This is a genomic window from Staphylococcus sp. FSL W8-0304, assembly GCF_038006565.1.
GTDB classification, from domain to species: Bacteria; Bacillota; Bacilli; order Staphylococcales; family Staphylococcaceae; genus Staphylococcus; species Staphylococcus epidermidis.
The window spans coordinates 21,658-40,528 of the sequence record NZ_JBBOVL010000002.1; the positions used below are offsets into that span (position 1 = coordinate 21,658).

Sequence of the window (18,871 nt, forward strand, 5' to 3'; positions counted from 1 at the left end):
TCATGTTGGAAATCTTTGTTCACATCACGACCACAGTCATCAGTGGTTGTATTATTGCGTTATTTACGCATTGGCTGCGTAATCGCAAGGAAAAATAGGCGACAATAGCCACACCTACAAAAATCCCCTCACTATTTGCGGTAGTGAGAGGATTGGTGTATCCATGTTGGATTCTTTGTTACGTGTATTATAACATCATAGTGTAGAGAAATGCAAAGAGCTACTATAGTCCATATTTATTTTTTCTCATCTTAAAAGCAACGTCTCCACCTTCTAAAATTTGAATGACAGAATTTCTTACTAAATTATTATCTATGGATCCTAAACTTTCATTATTTATAATTCCTTGTCCGTTTTCATTTTCCATTATCACTATTAATTCTGCGTCACCAAATACAGGTATATTAGCGTTGTGTGTAGCAAAGATAAATTGTCTATTAATTTTTAATTTTCGGGTATTTTCAACTAAATTGTTTGTTATAAAAGAATTATCTAAATTATCTTCTGGTTGATCCACTAAAAGAGGGTCATCATTACTTAAAGTTAACAGATTTAAAATAGCAGTACACTGTTGTCCTTTGGATAATTTATTCAGGGATCGAAATTTTATATTTTCATCACTTCCAACATTTAATTGTATATCTATAATATTTTCTAGCTCGATTGATTCCAAATGTAAAATTCTTTCATAGTCCATATTTGAAAGGATATCTGCTTTATTTTTTTTTAAGCCACTATCCTTATACTCATCGTATATAGCTTCGCTGTCTCTATCCTTAATTAAGTTAATAAATTTAGGCAAATTAAAACTTTGATGATTTTTTATCCATTCCAATGTTGAATATCCTAATCCGTTCTCCTCTTTGAGAAATTTTATTAAATTATTAACATTTGCATATGGTTGAATTTTGATGTTTACTTGTCCTTTTAAATAGTTATTATTTATTTTTTTGGCGCATTTGTTAAGATTTTTCAATTGTTCATCGAATATTTCTTTTAAATTTTCTTTAAGTTGCATTCTTTCTTTTTTCAGTTTTTCAATCTCTATGTTGACTTGAGAAAGTTGTGTTTCTAATGGTTCGATAGAAGTTATTTGTTTTTGAGTCTCAGTATATTCGTATGCTATGTCTTCTTTGGTTTTCCCTTCTATATCATCTAAGGATTTAATAGCTTCATTTATTTCCTTCTCAACATGCTTTTTCTTTTCATGCCAATCATTATAAACTTTGTCTATTTCGTTTTTGGTAGTATTTTTTAATTCAGTAAAAGTAGACTGTATTTCTTTTAGTTTTTCATTATGATTGTTTATAATACGTTGAATATTATCAAAGATATCAATATGTTTAATTTCTCGATTGTAATTTTCTTTAAAAGGTAGAATGACGTTTGTTATAGAAATATCATTATCTTCAATAATTTTTTTAGTGGTTTTTATGTATTGCTCTTCTTTAGATACTTTACCTTGTACCTCTAATTTCTTTCCAATGCCCAGTTCATTGAAATGTTTTAACTTTTCTTTTAATTTAGGCAATTCATTGATTTTCTCTTGTAATTTTTCAAGTTTCTCTTCAGTTTTAATTAAAGATTCTGTATTTGATTGTAAGTTACTTTTTATTTCTTCTTTTTTTTCGTCATTATTATCATTTTTGTTTAAAAAACGATTTAAAATTTTTAATTTTGCATTTTCATCTGTAGTTAAATCGATAATTTCATTTTGACTGTAAACCTCTATATTAGGAAGAATGTCTTTAACTGTATAATTAGACACATTATTGTTTATATCTTTAATTATAGGGTCTTCATTATATCTTTTTATTATCTTAAATTGTTTACCGTATTGTGCATGTGATGTTACAACTAATTCTACTTTTCCACCGATTCCTAAATTAGATTTACAGATGTTTTCAAAAGATGTGTTTGCATTTCGACTCATAGGATTTATGTCTAATGCATATCGAATTAATTCAATAAATGTTGATTTTCCAGCCCCTCTACCACCAATAATTGTATTAAGATTCGGTGATAAATCTAACGAGAGGTTATCTAAGTACCCCATAGAAATTTTTATTTCATTAATAGAAGAATGTGGGTATTTATTGTTAATGTCAAAATTTAATTTAACCCTAGCTTTAGGATCTCTAAAGGCTAATTTAAAACTTTCAAAGTTAAGTTTTGACATTTTAATTAAGCAACTTGCTGTATCTAAATCTAAATCTTCAGGTTTACTAACGTCTTTAGCATTAATAAGAGCAAAGGGAGTTTGCTTTTGATAATTAGGGTCTTTGTTTTTAAGTATATTAATATATTTAGGATCTACTTCATTTTTTTTGGAAGGTATTTGTGCTGCTACTAACTTATCCGATTTCCAGAGGTTATTATGTTTTCCTTTCAAGACGCCATTATCACTGGTAATATGTGCTGCATACCAAAATCCACCCCTATCTATTACTCTTTGTGTGATGTCATGAAAACTCATAGTACTGGGGGAATTGCCGTCTTCAGGGTTCGATAATCCTAGTTCTCCTAAGTATCTCTCTAGCTCTTGTTCTTCAGTATTCTCTGAAAATAGACAAACAATATGAATTTTTTCTGATGTGGAAATTTCGAACCCTGGAAATACAAGAATTCCTTTAGATGATAAATACTCTCTGAGTTTCTTTGATTTATCAACATTCCCATGATCTGCTAAGCCAATAATTGATATGTTGTTTTTTATACAATAGTTGTATATAGATTCATTATATTGTTCCTCTGTCATTTCATGTTCTAGTCCTCTATATTTAATATAGCTATATGGATTAACTTGCAAAGCACATTTATAAAATTCAGCGTAGTTTTTAGGCATACTATTATCTCCTTATTAATAAAAATATAGTGCTATATTAATTATATAATAAACCCTATTTATAGTGTGATTTTATTAAAAAAATATAATGTGATTCTCATTGTAAAAATAGCTGCTTTTGTTCAATTTAAGTACACCCTAATCATACAAATATAGTTGTTGAATTTATAGCAACTAAAACGTATGATTAGGGTGTATATTAATTGCGAGGTGGAAATAAATGATTGTTGGCTATGCGAGAGTATCATCAATCGATCAAAATTTAGAAAGACAACTCGAAAATTTAAAAACGTTTGGCGTAGAGAAAATTTTTACAGAAAAACAATCAGGAAAATCAGTTGAAAATAGACCAGTACTTCAAGAAGCACTTAACTTTGTGAGAATGGGTGATCGGTTTATAGTAGAATCCATTGATCGTTTAGGTCGTAATTACGATGAAGTAATTCATACCGTTAATTATTTAAAAGATAAAGAAGTACAATTAATGATTACTAGCTTACCTATGATGAATGAAGTCATTGGTAATCCATTATTAGATAAATTTATGAAAGACTTAATTATTCAAATATTAGCAATGGTTTCAGAACAAGAAAGAAATGAAAGTAAACGTAGACAAGCACAAGGGATTAAAGTGGCGAAAGAAAAAGGTGTATACAAAGGACGACCATTATTGTATTCTGCGAATGCAAAAGATCCACAGAAACGCATTATTTATCATCGAGTTTTAGAAATGTTAGAGGAAGGTAAGAGCATTAGTAATATTGCGAAAGAAGTGAATATTACAAGACAGACGGTTTATAGAATTAAACATGATAAGGAATTATAATTATATTGATAAATTGATTGTCAATGCAAATAAGAAGCTCTCACAGAGTCTAAAAACTCTAATAATTAGTATTATAATGTTCATAATTAAACTTACTTACTTATTAATCATTAGCACTATATTTAGATAGACACTTGAAATGATTATATTGTCCCTTTGTGTAACTTACACATGAGGAGTAATAAATTTATATTAGTATTTCCTCCTTTTTTGTTAGTTAATATAAGTGGTTTGGAATTTAAAAGGGGGAATGCACAGCTAATATTAAAAGCGAATTTATTTTTAAGGGTGATTCTATGTTGATAAAAAATAAAATTTATCTGAGTATTATTATTGGTATTTTTATCGCTTGTTTGATTATAGGGTTGAACGAGAATATTATTGTAAGTTCATTAGGAGAAAGAATCTTTTATATATTGTCATTTTTGTTTAATGTATTAATCCTAATTGGTGTAATTGGAGGTCGAGATACTCATACATAGTACCTTTAATCTTTTCCCTACCATAGTTATCACTACCTATAATTTGCCAGTAAAATATAAGGTTTTTGCTACGATATAGCAAGTAGTTTTTTGTTTTTACATTATATAATAAGAAAGAGGGTCTTTTAACCCCCATTGTCATCAAAGAAGGAAGTATTAACTCCTATAATGATTATAACAAATATGCAAGATGAGAAATACACAATTATGCCGATAAAATCTATTTGTTGGTGAGAGCATAGAATCGTCGACATAATACAATAAGAGTATTATATTAAAATAGGATTTAGATTTGTTGTTAAAGAGGGATAATGTGAGTGACTTACAAAGTTTTATAAAGATTGTTTGGTTTATCATATGTGGGATTTTGATAATAATACTAGGCAGTAATGATAAGCTTATAGGAGTTTTTTTAATAGTATTTTTAGGCATTATAGGATTTAGAATGATTGAATATTTTTGTAATAAAAAAGTTTAGTCTATAAGACTAAACTTTTCGACACTTCTATATTAATAGCAAAATAAAAAAGAAGTCGTCCACTCCCTGGCCAAAGTTTGTGTGCGACAACTATTCAAAAATTAAAACGTGAGCTGTTTTTAATCAATATGTATAACGTGATGTTAAACGATATTAAGTTATACATTAATATATATTTAGATGGGCCACTTTTTAAAACTAATTTAATGTATTTTATAATAAAAAAACGTTATCTAGCTTGGTGTACTAGATAACGTTAGAACTCAAGAGTTAGTAGATTGAGTTTTCAACATCAGCGTGTCGAAATAATTAAATATACAAAGAGATATTTATGATTCTATAATATTTGTTGTTTTTATGCAATGTTTTTCTTACTTTTTGAGACTCACCGTGTAATTTTTATAACAACTTATGTTTGCGTAATAATTCTTCAATGAAAGTGCCTTGTATTTTTTTCATCGCATTTTTCAAAACTGAACGTTTAATGAAGTTATTATTAACTAATTCAGGTAATGATTTACGATCATTTAATTGATAATAAGCATCCATAAGCACACGTGCATCAAATTCAGAAGCATACACTTCAGGTACACCTCTATCTACTTCTAATAATTGATATACAGCTTCCATAGCTGTACGTACAGAATATTCAGTTGTGAATACTGTATCACGTTCTGTTTCAGCAAAGTTACCTATAAAGGCTAAGTTTTTAGAACCATTAGGAACAACCAATGGACGATCTTTGTATGCTCTAGGCATGAAATATGCAGTTACATAAGGCATATAAACTGGGATTGTATTGCATTCTGTTTGTGCTAATTCAACTAACTCATCTTGTGGCACGCCCATATGATATAACCACTCTTGACAGATTTCACTACCTGTACACTCAGTGATTGGTTTTTTAATGAAATCTCCTTTAACATCAGAGTATAATGCATATATCCATACACTTACTTGATCTTTAGGTTGCTCTTTAAATTGTTGTTGACGATTGACTGTAAAACTAAGTTGCCAACTTGAATCTGCTACCGTTACAATACCCCCAGTAACGGTACGTCCAGATAACACATCACGTTTACTTAATTTTTCAATATAAGAAATTACTTTTTTATTATTAGTTGTTGTGGTTGCAGATACGAGCCAACTTTTATCTGGAATGTGATCACAGAATTTTTCAGGTCTTCCAAATTCCGGACTTTGATTAGCTAAATTTTTCCATAATGTCCAACTACCTCCCAATGCTTTCGTTGGTGGAGCAGGATGGTCATTATCCCCATAAGTTGAACTTTCTGTAATACTACCGTTCGTTACAAAAACAAGATCATCTAATGTTAAAGGTATAGATTCTGTTTTACCATTTTTGTTTACAAGAATCTCTCGTGCAATTTTCGTAGATGATGTTGAATCGACCAATATATTGTCAACTTGAACACCATATTCAAAATGCACGCCATGTGACTTAAGATATTCTACCATTGGCAATACTAAAGACTCATATTGGTTATATTTAGTGAATTTTAAAGCACTAAAATCTGCCAAACCACCAATATGGTGAACAAAACGCATAAGATATCGACGCATTTCCATTGCTGAATGCCAGGGTTCGAAAGCAAACATTGTTTTCCAATATAACCAAAAATTAGAATTTAAAAAATCTTCAGTGAAAACTTCGGAAATTTTAACATCTTCTAAATCTTCTTCTTTTTTCATACATAAACTTAAAATTTCTTTAATAGCTTTTTTAGATAATGTAAAATCGCCATCAGTATCAATGCGTTTACCACCACTATTAATGGCTCTGCATTTAGAATAGTTAGGATCTTCCTTATTCAACCAATAAAATTCGTCTAACACGGATGCATCAGGTTGTTCTAATGATGGAATACTTCTAAACAAATCCCATAAACATTCAAAATGATTTTCCATTTCTCTACCACCACGTACGACAAAGCCATGATGCTCCATATTAATACCGTCTAAACTTCCCCCTGAGATGTCTAATTCTTCTAAAATATGGATATTTTTACCTTTCATTTGACCGTCACGAATTAAAAAACATGCTGCTGCTAGCGAAGCTAAACCTGATCCAATTAAATATGCTGATTTTTTATCAACATTTTCAGGTTTTTTCGGACGTGCAAAAGCTTCATAATTACTATTAGTATAGTACATAAAAAACACCACCCTATTAATAAGTGAATTTTCTCAATATTCCAACTCCTTACACTTTTAGTATACGCTTATGGAAATTAAATTTCAAAAAATAATACATTTTACCTTTTTAATTCTATTTTGTAATTTTTGTTTTTTTAGGTTATATAGTTGTAATTTGTAAACAAAAGAGTATATTATTGCTTTATAGATTTAATTAAGGGGGAGTTAATGATGAGTTTCAAAAAAATCATGATTGTTGATGGGGGAACAAAAGGAAGTCAAATCTCTTTTCAAATTGCTTTCTCTGGTTTTGATGTAGCACTTTATGAAACGAATCCTAAAGATATTCAATCTATTAAAAGATATTTAAACATTTTAAAAAGTTATTATAAGGATGAATTAAAAGCAACTCAGTCACACATAGATGAAGCCTACAACATGATTACATTCGTACATTCTATTGATGAAGGAATCAAAGATGCTGATTTAGTAATTGAATCTATGTCAGAAAGCAAAGGTAGTCAAAATAATTTTTACCAAGAAATAGATAAAAAAGCTAATCATGAAACAATTTTTGCAACGACACATTCTAATTTATTATCAAGTGATGTCTTAAATACTATCAATCATAAAGATAAATGTATTGCAGTAAACTTTTTAAGTGAACCATGGTTACGTAATATCGTTGAAGTGATAGGAACACCAGGTACAGATTTATCTGCATATGATAGAGTCCTTCATTTTTTAGAATCTATAAAAATGATAACGATACCTGTTCGTCAAAATGAACCTTATTCAATATTAAATTCATTATTGGTACCATTTATCAGTGCAGCAAGCTATTTGATAGGAAATGATGTCGCAGATGTTATTACAATTGATAAAACTTGGATGAAAGCAACAGGCGATTTACAAGGGCCTTTCGGATTACAAGATATTATAGGTCTAGATACAACACTCGATATTTTAAAATTAAAAAATGAAACGAACAAAGATATGTGGAAGCAAAATTATATTGATATCGTAAATGCTATGATTAAAGATGGAAAACTAGGTAAGTTAAGTGGGCAAGGCTTTTATAAGTATCCTAATCCAATTTTCGAGAAAAACAATTTTTTTGATGCTCCAACATATATTCAAAATCTTACACATGGGTTTAAAAATATAACGATTGCTGGTGGTGGCGTGCTTGGTAGTCAAGTTGCTTTTCAAGTTGCTTCCGGGGGATTTGAAGTTAACTTATATGATATTAATGAAAATGCACTAAATAAAGCCAAAGAGCGTATAGATAATATAAAAGTTCAATATGAAAAAGATATGGGAGTGTCAAAAAATGAAGTCAATTCGATAGCACACAATATTAATTATTATTCAAACCTGTTTGAAGCTACTAACAATTCAGACTTAATTATAGAGGTGGTACCTGAAAATCATGAGGTGAAAGAAAAATTCTATAAACAATTAGCACAAGTGATGCCAGAAAAAACATATGTTGTAACTAATTCATCAACATTAAGACCTAGTGATTTTGAAGCATACACAGGACGTCCTAAAAAATTTGCTGCGTTACATTTCGCCAATCATGTGTGGATTAATAATACTGGTGAAGTAATGGTAGCTCATGAAACGTCAGAAGAAACTTTTAATAAGATATTGGCTTTTGCTCATGATATCAACCTTACTGTGTTACCAATAAAGAAAGAACAGCCAGGTTACATTCTCAATACGTTATTAGTTCCTTTATTAACAGCAGCACAACGTTTATTAGCACTGGGTATAACTGACTTTAAAATGATTGATAAGGCCTGGATGATTGCTACTCAATCTAAAAAGGGACCTTTTGCTATTCTTGATATAGTTGGTTTAAATACTGCTTATAATATTGCATTAGATTCATATAAACGAACTCAAAGCCCAATAGATAAAAGAATTTTAGACATTTTAAAAGAAAAAGTAAATAACAATGAATTAGGCATAGGTGTTGGCAAAGGGTTTTACGACTATACTAATGGTGTCCCCTATGAATCCAAATCTTTCCTAAAATAATTTTTAACATGCATAGATATTGATCAACAATAAATCATTTAAGAAGCTTAAATATATAATTGAAGATATTTACAGAGTATAGCCTATAATCTAAATAAAAAGAACGGATGCTAGTAAATGAGCGTTCGTTCTTTGTTTTTATCAGGTTAGCAACACTGACTTTATAAAGGTTTTCAATCAAAGTTAGGGTAGAGAATTAAATTAAAAAACGTTATCCAGATTAATTTACTAGATAACGTTAGAATACTGAGTTTAAGTTGTTACCATTGAAAAGTACCAACCAAGTATATAAAGATAAGAGACAGTATACAAGGCTTAATAAGCCTATTTACTTAATCCCCTTATTTTTAAAAAAACAAACATTTAATTTGTTGAAAATTAAATAAAAAGTGCTAGCTAGCATGTGATAATTAAAAGAACATATATTGAGTAAAATGCTAAAAAATAACATATTTAATAAGATACGAAAACCCATGAAGCAGAACAAATAGAGAACGTTTAGCATAAGCATACCCTAATATATTAATATTTTTCTATATCTTTATATTATATTGCTTATATGTAGGATTTTTTGTCTTATCTGTCAATAAATATAGAGAAAAGGTAGAATCAATGATTCTACCTTTGAACATTCAAGATTGTTGAGACTATCTTGAAAGGAGCTGTGATTGGTATTAAGTTCTGACTATAATAAATAAGGTTTATCTTTTCTATCTATTATTAATATAACATATATTGAAATTTTTGAACATATTGAAAACAGTGATTTAATGAGATACTTTAAAAGGTTCTGTTGCAAAGTTAAAAAACATGTAATATTTATACTGAAAAACGAAAAATAGTTAATACTAACAAAACTCTTTACTGTTAAAACAATATTTGCTTTTATAGTTTTGTATAGATGTGCATATAATTTTAACTTTGCAACAGAACCAATTTTATTGTGTTATTTAAGTAACTTATAAACCTTGTGAAAAATAGGGCGTATAGGTTTGATGAAATCTCCAACGTATTCTTCGACATGGGCGTTAAAACCTTTTTTAAATTGCTGCACACCATAATCTTCAGCATTTTCACTAAAATCTCCAGTAATCCCATAAAAATTATATCTCGGTATATTATTATTTAATGCAAACTTTATCATATCCCATTGTAATCGATATGCCCCCATAAATTGGTTATATTTAGGGTTAGATCCACTTGATAAATAATAAACCTCATCTTTATTCCAGATATAATATGCCGACGCTAAATGAAGTATGTCCCCGTCAATTTTGATTAAATTTTCAGTTTCTGTAATATGCTTTCGGTTACTTGTTAATTGTTTATTTAATTCTTGGTACTTATTTTTATTCTTTTTTGAATTCGGGTTATCTTTTAGCTTTGCTTTAATTTCCTCTATTTGTTCATTAAGCACTAACTCTTTGTTATTTAACTGGTTTAAGTATTTTTTTAAATCTATATACGCTAATTTCAAAGCAGAATTATTATTATAGATGTTTTGCATTTCTTCAAAATAATCTTTCTCTCTAAATTTAAAGCCATGCTTTTCTTCTGCCATTCGGAATAATTCAAAGAATTGGTCTGTCTGTGAAATGTCTAGTGTTTTAACCTCTACACCCATCTCGTATGTCTTTTTAATATTTCTTCTAGTTTGGTAATCCATTTCATTTAAAATGTCTTTTTCGTTTTTGCCTTCCAAGTCTAAAACAGATAACCAGCGTATTTGGCTTGTATCAGAATAGCCTATACTATGACCTTGATATTGATAGCCTAAATGGTTGAGTTGATTTATTAAATTGGAATTATCGTACGACTTCAATATACGTCCATCTGCATCTCTATTATTTTCTAATATATAAGGATCAACTAAAACAAATAATCCCTTATGTCGTTTTAAATATCGAGTTAACCCAGTAAAAAAACATTCAACTAATTTTTCATTGTTAAAATCTAATACTGGACCTCTGTGAGAATAAAAATATTTAAATATTTTTAAAACTTGTGCTTCAGATAGTAAACACGCAGCTATAACTTCTTCATTGTCTTTAACGCCTACCAAATGGACGTCTGTTTTATGTTTTTGTCTATAGTTATAATGTTCAATAGATTGCGTGTAATGTACAACATGTTTTTCTATAAACAATTGATATTCTTGTTCTGTTAATGTAACAAATTTCATTTTTCCACCTTTTTCATTAGTTCTAATTAATAAATATAATTGTATTGCACAGCTTGTTTCTTAGTTAAAGTACGAGTGCCATAACCACCACCGCCTTTAGAAGTTTGAAGAATAGAGCCAGCTATTGGTTTTTTACCTGTAGCAAATCCAGCTCTTTTGGCTTCATTAAGCCAACTTTTTGCATCTGTGAAACTAGATGGAAGATATCTTTTTGTTTGATTTCTTTTATTATGTACGTACCACGTACAATTATTTTTCGTATGATAGTTTGGCTGTTGTTTTTTTATCGGCCGTGGATATTTATCGATTTCTGCTACTTGAGCGATATGATTTTGATCAATCTTTGGACTATATTCCAACATATTAACGCCTGTTAGCGCTATCGAAGATAATAAAGTGTATGTAATTAATTTTTTTAACATCAAAGAATTTTCCTCCTTGACTTCAGACCCCGTTTATAATATTATATTAAAATTAAATAATATACAAATGTAATATTACTATGGAGGGGTACTCAAGTCTGGTTTAAGAGGCCAACACTTTGTGTTTGGCTATGTCGCCTATTTTTTACTGCGTTGTTCTAGCCAAAAACGAAACAACACACCACAGCAATCTATAAAAATAGATACTATGATATAAACAAATATTGCAGTCATGAGTACGCACCTTCTCTCTACGTCAAATTGACGTCTGAGAGATAGACGACTTCCCAATTATAACAAAATGTCTCTAAACTTGTATGCAAGCATACAATATACACGCATACAGTATGCAATACTTACGTATATAATATCATCAGTATCTAAAAAATAGACGGCATTGTATCGTCTATTTTTTAGACTATTTAAAGTTGAATAAAGATACAAAATTTCATTTAATGAGAATGCATGAAAGCGCGTGGTTAAGGGTATGTATAAAATATGAATAATCGATAATCCAAAAACGAAGGGGCAAACGCCGTCATTTCAGCGTTTGTCCCTTTGTGTTGAGTTGACATAATTAAGCATTATAGGTAGTGATTTTGTATAGAATATGTATACTTTGTAAAAATGAACAGAATATTAAAAATATATACCAAAACCAATTAATAAATTTATATTTTTATACACTTGATTTTTATTAAAATTGTGATATCTTTGTTTTAAATTAATATTTTGGAGGGGTAAAAATGAAGAAAATATCTAAACTTCTTATTGCATTTTCATTAGTAACAACACTATCGTATGCAAGTGCTTCAACTGGTTTTATGAATGATAACTCTCATGAAGCATTTGCTAAATCTAAAAAGAAAAAACATAAAGGAAATGGTAACAAACATAATTGCTTCCCAGTCGGAAACAGTGAATTTTGTACAACTCCATAATTAAAATACAAAAGGTAAAGCAATTGTTTATTGCTTTACCTTTTTTTTAGGTTTCATTTATAATATTAATAATCTTAGAAAGGTAACTTAATGTTATGAAATCATCTTTATTTATATTAAAAGAACATTTTAATAATTTATATTTAATGAAAAGATTAGCACAATTTGAAATGAAAATTTCTAACAAAAATAATTATTTGGGAACAGCATGGGAGTTAATTAATCCTTCAATACAAATTTTTATGTATTGGTTTATTTTTGGTTTAGGGTTCAGAAATAATAGAACTGTTGAGAATATACCTTTTATTTTTTGGTTAATTGTAGGAATAAGTATGTGGTTTTTTGTGAATCAAGGTATTTTAAATGGTACAAAAGCAGTTACTAGCAAATATAAGCAAGTAGCTAAAATGAATTTCCCATTATCTATATTATCTAGTTATATCGTCTTGAGTAAATTTTACACTCATATACTATTACTTATTTTAATTATGCTTATATGTGCTTTAAATGGATACTACCCTACTATATATACATTACAATTATTAATTTTTATCCCTTACACTTTGTTACTGACAATGACAATAACACTATTAACTTCAACATTAGCTGTAATTATTAGAGATGTCCAAATGCTTATGCAAGCTCTTATGAGAATAATATTTTTTATATCTTCAATCTTATATTTACCGACAAATACTTTAGTTTTAAAGGTTATACAATTTAATCCTATCTATTTTATAGCTGAAAGTTATAGAGCGGCAATTCTATATCAAAATTGGTTTTTTATAACACATTGGAAACTATCTTTATATAATCTTGCTTTCCTTTTAATTACTTTTGTGTTGGGCTCTCTTTTACATGTTAAATATCGCGAACAATTTGCAGATTTTTTATAAACAGGATAAAAAAGCACTCAAAGATAAGACTTTGGTATATACTTCAAACAAAATTTAAAGTTAAAACAAATTGGATTTCGGCTTAGGAGAGATTAAATGCTTTTAAGAGAAACTGAAGACTATGAAAAATATTATAAGATAGGCAATGTTGTTATGGGAACAGCATTTATTTGTATTGTTATTTTTTCGCTTATGAAAAGCACTCCTTTATCTGATCTTTCCTTTTTAAAGTACATACACTTTGCTAGTGAGTTTTTATTGATAGCAGGGTTAATTATTAATAGTGTCCCTGATTTTTTAACTTGGAATATAAAGAACATCATTTTTGACCTTATTATCATTTCCTTTTTAATTGTATTTTTCATTTGGGTTTGATAATTATAGTAACTATATTTTTGGCTCCTAATGCATTACCTAATATTTCATCAAAAGCATATAAACTAAGAAAAGTTAAAACGTATTAAAACTTTTTTAGTCTTTTAAGTCGCCTTCTTTATGTTTAAATATTTTTCTCTATACATGTTGAAATTCATAAATGATGTACTATCAAAGTGTTCTAGTAAACTATGAATTTAAAGAAAAGTGACATAATTAACAAAAAGGAGATTTATATGTTATTAAAAAATAAGATTTATTTAGCCATTATTATTGTTGTTTTTATAATTTGTTCAATTATAGGATTGAATAAAAATATTATTGAAAATCCTTTAGGAGAAAAATTTTTTATTCATTAGGTTTTCTATTTTTTGTATTATTAAGTATTGGTACAACAAAAAATAGAAAGCATTAATGTCTTCTTTTTGCCCCATTTCTTACGATAAACATTTTTTGAGTAGCCAAAGAATCATTATTATTTTATATGAGTGATATATTAAGTATATTACACGCATTTATACCGAGAAAACTTATTGTTTGGAATGGGCGATTTGTTAGCTAATTTGTTTAGCGTGTTAGTTCCAAACAATAAGGAAATTGGAATAATGCAATAGAGTAAATATAGAGAAAATTTGGTGATTATATTTGAACTTTAATTATTCTGAAATAAAACGTTGGGTTTATGGCATTGCATACTTTTGGGGAGCAATAGGTTTTGTATTGTTTTTGTTGGATTATGTTCATGTATGCTTATGTATGTATATATTCTTTTCTATAATTTTAGTTATATTTAATTTACTATTTAAAAAATATTTTCAGGTAATAGTAAGTTCCTTGATAGCGGGATCTTTATTATTTTATTTATTGGTTATATTATAATAGCTGTTAAACTGACATACTATGTACACCCCGAACCAAAATTAATGTTTGACGCTATGACTATTGTTGGAAATCTTAGTAAAAATAATGCTCAAAAACTATCTGAATTTATGAGTGTTAAGCCACAAATTAAACTTTTGGATATGTTACAACCAGATTGGAAAACTATCGAACGTACATCTGATAGTAGACTAACCCCAATTAGTGGGAATTATATAAAAACACTTTCGTTGAATTCATATTAAAATGAATCATACGGAGATGTTTTTTCTATGAAAAGAGTTTCTTATTCAGTAGAAACAAAGTATAAAGCAGTTGAAATGAAAGCAGCAGGATTTTCAACAAAAGAAATTATGAAAGAATTAAATATTAGAAATAGAACACAAGTGAAAACTTGGTGGCGATGGTATCGAAATGGGGAAAGTTATAGATTTTCACAACAAGTTGGTAAACAATATACCTACGGTAAAGGATTAGAAGAGCTGTCAGAAGTAGAACAATTAAAATTAGAAAATAAGAGAAAAGATATAGAATTGGATATTTTAAAAAAGTACAAGGCAGTCGATTGGTCGCACCCAATTATGAGCTATTGGAACGTAATATCAGTGAATTACGTGAATGGAAAGATGCTTTGAGAGACAAGATTGAAAATAAAAAGACACATACAAGCAATTTTGAGAGATTTTCAGAGCATTTAGCACAATCAGGTATAGAATTTTCGAGTAAGAGGCAAAACGTCTCATATAAGCCTGAAAACGTCAATAAATCGGTGCGTGGTAAAACACTTGGTCAAGAATATGACAAAAGGCGTTGGAAAATGACTTTAGAAGACAAAATGAAAAACAAGAACAATCAAGATATACAGAATATGCAGATGGAATAGAAGTCGATTGGGACGTAGTTAAACATAACACCGAGCAATTCATTAATCAAAGAACTAGAGAAACAAAACAAGCTATTACTAAGTTACATCGAGGAGATAAACAAGAATCAGAAATGCAGAACCTCAGCTCCAAATTGAAAGAGACGATGACGGTTATTCAATATAATAATATAAAAGTACACAACGATTTCGTTCATATACTTAGAGATACATTGAATGATGTGGAAACGAAAAAATTCAAGATGAAATGACAGCAGAAATAGATAAAATCAAAAACGAAAATGAAAAATTAGTTAAAGTGTTTAATCATAAGCTCTGAGGGCTTTTTGACGTTAGCTTGGTATATCGCCTATGGATTATTACCTTATATAATTACGATAGGCTTATTTATTGGCTTGTATGAATGGATTAGAGCAAAATTGCATGAGTAAAGAAAATAAATTGAGATAAAATTACTGAAAAGAGTGGTATTTTAAAACTGTTTATTACATTTATAATATTTTTCATAATCTTTGTATCTTTTGGTATTAAATGTTATAAAAAAGTTAGAATACACATTTATACTTAGGAGGAATGGAATGGTAAAAATAGTTCCTGAATATGAATTAGATTATTTTGATTGGTTAGTTAGACAAAGATTGATAAATTTTCCTGCAATGCCTGTAAAAGGAGAATGGAAACAAGAATCATATGGATACGATAATATTAGTTTTGATAATGAAAATGAATATCAAGAATTAGTAATTGATACTGAGAAGACTTATCCTGAATTTGATTTTTATGAAAAAGCTTTAGAAAGTATATCTCTTGTTAATTTGGATGACTTTCATAAAAAAACTAAAGACTGATCCAATTTGAATCAGTCTTTAGTTTAGCAAATTATCTTAACTAATAGATAATTTTATCTTCATGTTGAGTCAATGGTAACGGAATGAGTGTAGCGAATGAGTATACAGAATTGACCAACCGACTTACTCGCCGTTCGGGAAGTTTTTGATTAATCTTTCTTCAAAAAGGAAGCGAGGCATTTTGCTATGAACTTTTTAATATCTTTTTAGGTGTTGCTTGAACCTTAGAGCCTAAAGATTTATGAGATATTAAAGGCAACCGATTCTGTTGCACAGTCAGAAAAAATATAGCTAGTCACCATTTGATCACATCAGTGGTCGCTTAACTGGACAACATATGACTAATTTCGTGACATGGAGAAAATTCGTAGATTTGAAGAGACTTGCGGTTCTTTTTATATAATCCGTAAATATATTCAATTTCTTTGATTGTACTTTTGGTTAAGATAATACTATAAAATCAACTTTGCAACAGAACCATAATTAATATGTTTAATTAAAATAATTTTAATAGCAAAATACTATCAAAAATTTCCCCACATAAAAAGTCACGATAAATTTATCGTGACTTTTTAATTGCTATTCATTTTTACTGCTACTATGCCAGTTCAATAACCTTTTTTTTCTAAAAACTCATTTAAAACATTATCAACAATTGCTTTAATAGATGTATCTTGATCTAATGCCATTTGACTTAAACGTTTTTTTAAATTTGTATCCACACGCATCGTAGTACTTTTAGAAATAGGTTTATAATTTTCAGTATATTTAACTGACGAAGTATCTATATCATCTAAAAATCCTGCCATTATTTTCACTCACTTTCAATCACTTGTATTCTATCTACCAATTCTATATAAACTTTATTAAACATGTGTATTACTTTTTTATCATGCATATCTTTATTTCTTATACCCTCAGCACCAAATTTTTTAATTCTTTCTCTTTGATAAATTTGATTTTCAAATAGAGCTTGTGAAAATGCATTTTTAGACATATTTAATATTTTCTCATCCACTTTTCCACTTCGTTTAATCAAAACTGGGACAGCTCCAATCAATTCAAAAGGCAAATTCGATTCATTTTTTCTATCTCTTAAAAAGTTTACAAAAGACAAGCTACTTTCATAAGCTGATTGTTGTGTTTGAAATACCATAAGAATATAATCGCTTGCATATACAGCATTATTAGTAAAATCAGAGTTAATAGTCGGTGGTACATCAATAAAAATATGGTCAAAATCATACATTTCCCTAATCTTTTCTACTACATTTTTTAAAATATATCTTTTCTTCAAAATATCTGTTTTAGAAATTATATCAGACAAATTAGCTAATGAAGAGTCAGCTGGTAACAATGATAATTTAGACGATAACCGAATCATACTATTTTCTAAATTTCCGGTTCTAAGCATATCTATAAACGATTCATTTTCCTCTGGTGCTTCGACATATGTCCGTTTCATAATTTGCGTAGCGTTCCCCTGTGGATCAAAATCTATAAGTAATACTTTCTTACCATACTGCTCTGATGCTATATAAGAAAGTATTGTTGCTACCGTTGTTTTACCTACTCCGCCTTTAAAATTTCCAACTGTTATTACACTCAAATAAAAACCCCCTATGATGTTACATGTAACATGTTACTGATGTTTATTCTTTCTATCTAGTTTAGATCAAATTGCTATAACCTAAAAAAGAATCACTTATATATTTTATGTTACATGTAACATGTTACTGATGTTTATTCTTTCTGTCTAGTTTAGATCAAATTGCTATAACCTAAAAAAGAATCACTTATATATTTTATGTTACATGTAACATGTTACTGATGTTTATTCTTTCTGTCTAGTTTAGATCAAATTGCTATAACCTAAAAAAGAATCACTTATATATTTTATGTTACATGTAACATGTTACTGATGTTTATTCTTTCTGTCTAGTTTAGATCAAATTGCTATAACCTAAAAAAGAATCACTTATATATTTTATGTTACATGTAACATGTTACTGATGTTTATTCTTTCTGTCTAGTTTAGATCAAATTGCTATAACCTAAAAAAAGAATCACTTATATATTTTATGTTACATGTAACATGTTACTGATGTTTATTCTTTCTGTCTAGTTTAGATCAAATTGCTATAACCTAAAAAAAGAATCACTTATATATTTTATGTTACATGTAACATGTTACTGATGTTTATTCTTTCTGTCTAGTTTAGATCAAATTGCTATAACCTAAAAAAAGAATCACTTATATATTTTATGTTACATGTAACATGTTACTTAAAGGAATGTTACAATATTCTTTGTTAATTTTTCTTGAATTTGTTACTATGAACTTAACGTTCATTAATGTATTTAAAAAGCACTTAATCGTTGGGGCGATTAAGCGCTTTAGGTAATAGACACTATACTAACATTCACTACTAAACATTAAGAAAAGTGCTATCTATATATACATTTATTTATTCTGGATGCTCAAATTTCAATCCATTTTGTAGAATCAATTGTATAATATAAGTAATGTCAATTCAAGAAAGAGATCTTAATTTAATTAGTATTGTGATTTATTACCTCAACCCTAAATTTATGTGAAGAGGTATTTACT

Annotated in this window: 15 protein-coding genes and 3 pseudogenes; 11 read left to right on the forward strand and 7 right to left on the reverse strand. The window is 28.5% G+C overall.

Features of this window, described 5'->3' with window-relative positions:
* Positions 1-2 precede the first annotated feature (2 nt).
* On the forward strand, positions 3-98 hold the full coding sequence (locus NST35_RS12050) for a type I toxin-antitoxin system Fst family toxin (protein WP_103421963.1): 96 nt from the start codon (positions 3-5) through the stop codon (positions 96-98).
* 125 nt (positions 99-223) lie between these two features.
* Here the strand turns inward: NST35_RS12050 and NST35_RS12055 are convergent, their stop codons facing one another.
* On the reverse strand, positions 224-2,845 hold the full coding sequence (locus tag NST35_RS12055) for a TrlF family AAA-like ATPase (protein ID WP_002485422.1): 2,622 nt from the start codon (positions 2,843-2,845) through the stop codon (positions 224-226).
* 220 nt (positions 2,846-3,065) lie between these two features.
* Between NST35_RS12055 and NST35_RS12060 the strand changes: the two genes are divergently transcribed.
* On the forward strand, positions 3,066-3,671 hold the full coding sequence (locus NST35_RS12060) for a recombinase family protein (RefSeq protein ID WP_002447393.1): 606 nt from the start codon (positions 3,066-3,068) through the stop codon (positions 3,669-3,671).
* 1,359 nt (positions 3,672-5,030) lie between these two features.
* Here the strand turns inward: NST35_RS12060 and NST35_RS12065 are convergent.
* Positions 5,031-6,806 (reverse strand): oleate hydratase, encoded by a 1,776-nt coding sequence (locus NST35_RS12065; RefSeq protein ID WP_002504232.1) that lies wholly within the window; start codon positions 6,804-6,806, stop codon positions 5,031-5,033.
* A 213-nt stretch (positions 6,807-7,019) separates the two neighbouring features.
* Between NST35_RS12065 and NST35_RS12070 the strand changes: the two genes are divergently transcribed.
* Positions 7,020-8,834, forward strand: a complete 1,815-nt coding sequence (locus tag NST35_RS12070; protein ID WP_002504231.1) for a 3-hydroxyacyl-CoA dehydrogenase — start codon at positions 7,020-7,022, stop codon at positions 8,832-8,834.
* 946 nt (positions 8,835-9,780) lie between these two features.
* On the opposite strand, the gene NST35_RS12075 is transcribed toward NST35_RS12070, so the two are convergent.
* Positions 9,781-11,016, reverse strand: a complete 1,236-nt coding sequence (locus NST35_RS12075) for an aminoacyltransferase (protein WP_340747318.1) — start codon at positions 11,014-11,016, stop codon at positions 9,781-9,783.
* 26 nt (positions 11,017-11,042) lie between these two features.
* Positions 11,043-11,438 (reverse strand): CHAP domain-containing protein, encoded by a 396-nt coding sequence (locus NST35_RS12080; protein WP_002447412.1) that lies wholly within the window; start codon positions 11,436-11,438, stop codon positions 11,043-11,045.
* 746 nt (positions 11,439-12,184) lie between these two features.
* Here NST35_RS12080 and NST35_RS12085 point away from each other — a divergent pair.
* From NST35_RS12085 to NST35_RS12120, 8 genes and pseudogenes are all read left to right on the forward strand, one after another.
* Positions 12,185-12,379: a hypothetical protein gene (locus NST35_RS12085; RefSeq protein ID WP_002447414.1), complete on the forward strand. Its 195-nt coding sequence runs from the start codon at positions 12,185-12,187 to the stop codon at positions 12,377-12,379.
* Between the two features lie 95 nt (positions 12,380-12,474).
* Positions 12,475-13,275 carry an ABC transporter permease gene (locus tag NST35_RS12090; RefSeq protein ID WP_002447415.1) on the forward strand — a complete coding sequence of 267 codons (801 nt, stop codon included), beginning with the start codon at positions 12,475-12,477 and terminating at the stop codon, positions 13,273-13,275.
* A 96-nt stretch (positions 13,276-13,371) separates the two neighbouring features.
* Positions 13,372-13,650, forward strand: coding sequence for a hypothetical protein (locus NST35_RS12095; protein ID WP_002447416.1), 279 nt, complete (start codon positions 13,372-13,374; stop codon positions 13,648-13,650).
* Between the two features lie 911 nt (positions 13,651-14,561).
* Positions 14,562-14,693 (forward strand): annotated as a pseudogene (locus tag NST35_RS12100) (replication initiation factor domain-containing protein); the annotation flags it as partial.
* A gap of 108 nt (positions 14,694-14,801) precedes the next feature.
* Positions 14,802-15,092 (forward strand): annotated as a pseudogene (locus tag NST35_RS12105) (helix-turn-helix domain-containing protein); the annotation flags it as partial.
* A gap of 247 nt (positions 15,093-15,339) precedes the next feature.
* Positions 15,340-15,663 (forward strand): DUF334 domain-containing protein, encoded by a 324-nt coding sequence (locus tag NST35_RS12110; RefSeq protein ID WP_002447833.1) that lies wholly within the window; start codon positions 15,340-15,342, stop codon positions 15,661-15,663.
* A gap of 57 nt (positions 15,664-15,720) precedes the next feature.
* Entirely contained in the window at positions 15,721-15,843 is a 123-nt protein-coding gene (locus NST35_RS12115) for a DUF334 domain-containing protein (protein WP_225973808.1), read from the forward strand.
* 147 nt (positions 15,844-15,990) lie between these two features.
* Complete coding sequence (locus NST35_RS12120; RefSeq protein WP_002447832.1) at positions 15,991-16,260, forward strand: hypothetical protein; 270 nt, start codon at positions 15,991-15,993, stop codon at positions 16,258-16,260.
* Between the two features lie 322 nt (positions 16,261-16,582).
* On the opposite strand, the pseudogene NST35_RS12125 reads toward NST35_RS12120, so the two are convergent.
* The 3 genes and pseudogenes from NST35_RS12125 to NST35_RS12135 all read right to left on the reverse strand — a co-directional run.
* A pseudogene (locus NST35_RS12125) lies at positions 16,583-16,699 on the reverse strand (IS6 family transposase); the annotation flags it as partial.
* A 169-nt stretch (positions 16,700-16,868) separates the two neighbouring features.
* A complete protein-coding gene (locus NST35_RS12130; protein ID WP_002485209.1) occupies positions 16,869-17,069 on the reverse strand; it encodes a hypothetical protein in 201 nt (66 codons plus the stop codon).
* 5 nt (positions 17,070-17,074) lie between these two features.
* A complete protein-coding gene (locus NST35_RS12135; RefSeq protein ID WP_002485211.1) occupies positions 17,075-17,869 on the reverse strand; it encodes a ParA family protein in 795 nt (264 codons plus the stop codon).
* Positions 17,870-18,871 lie beyond the last annotated feature (1,002 nt).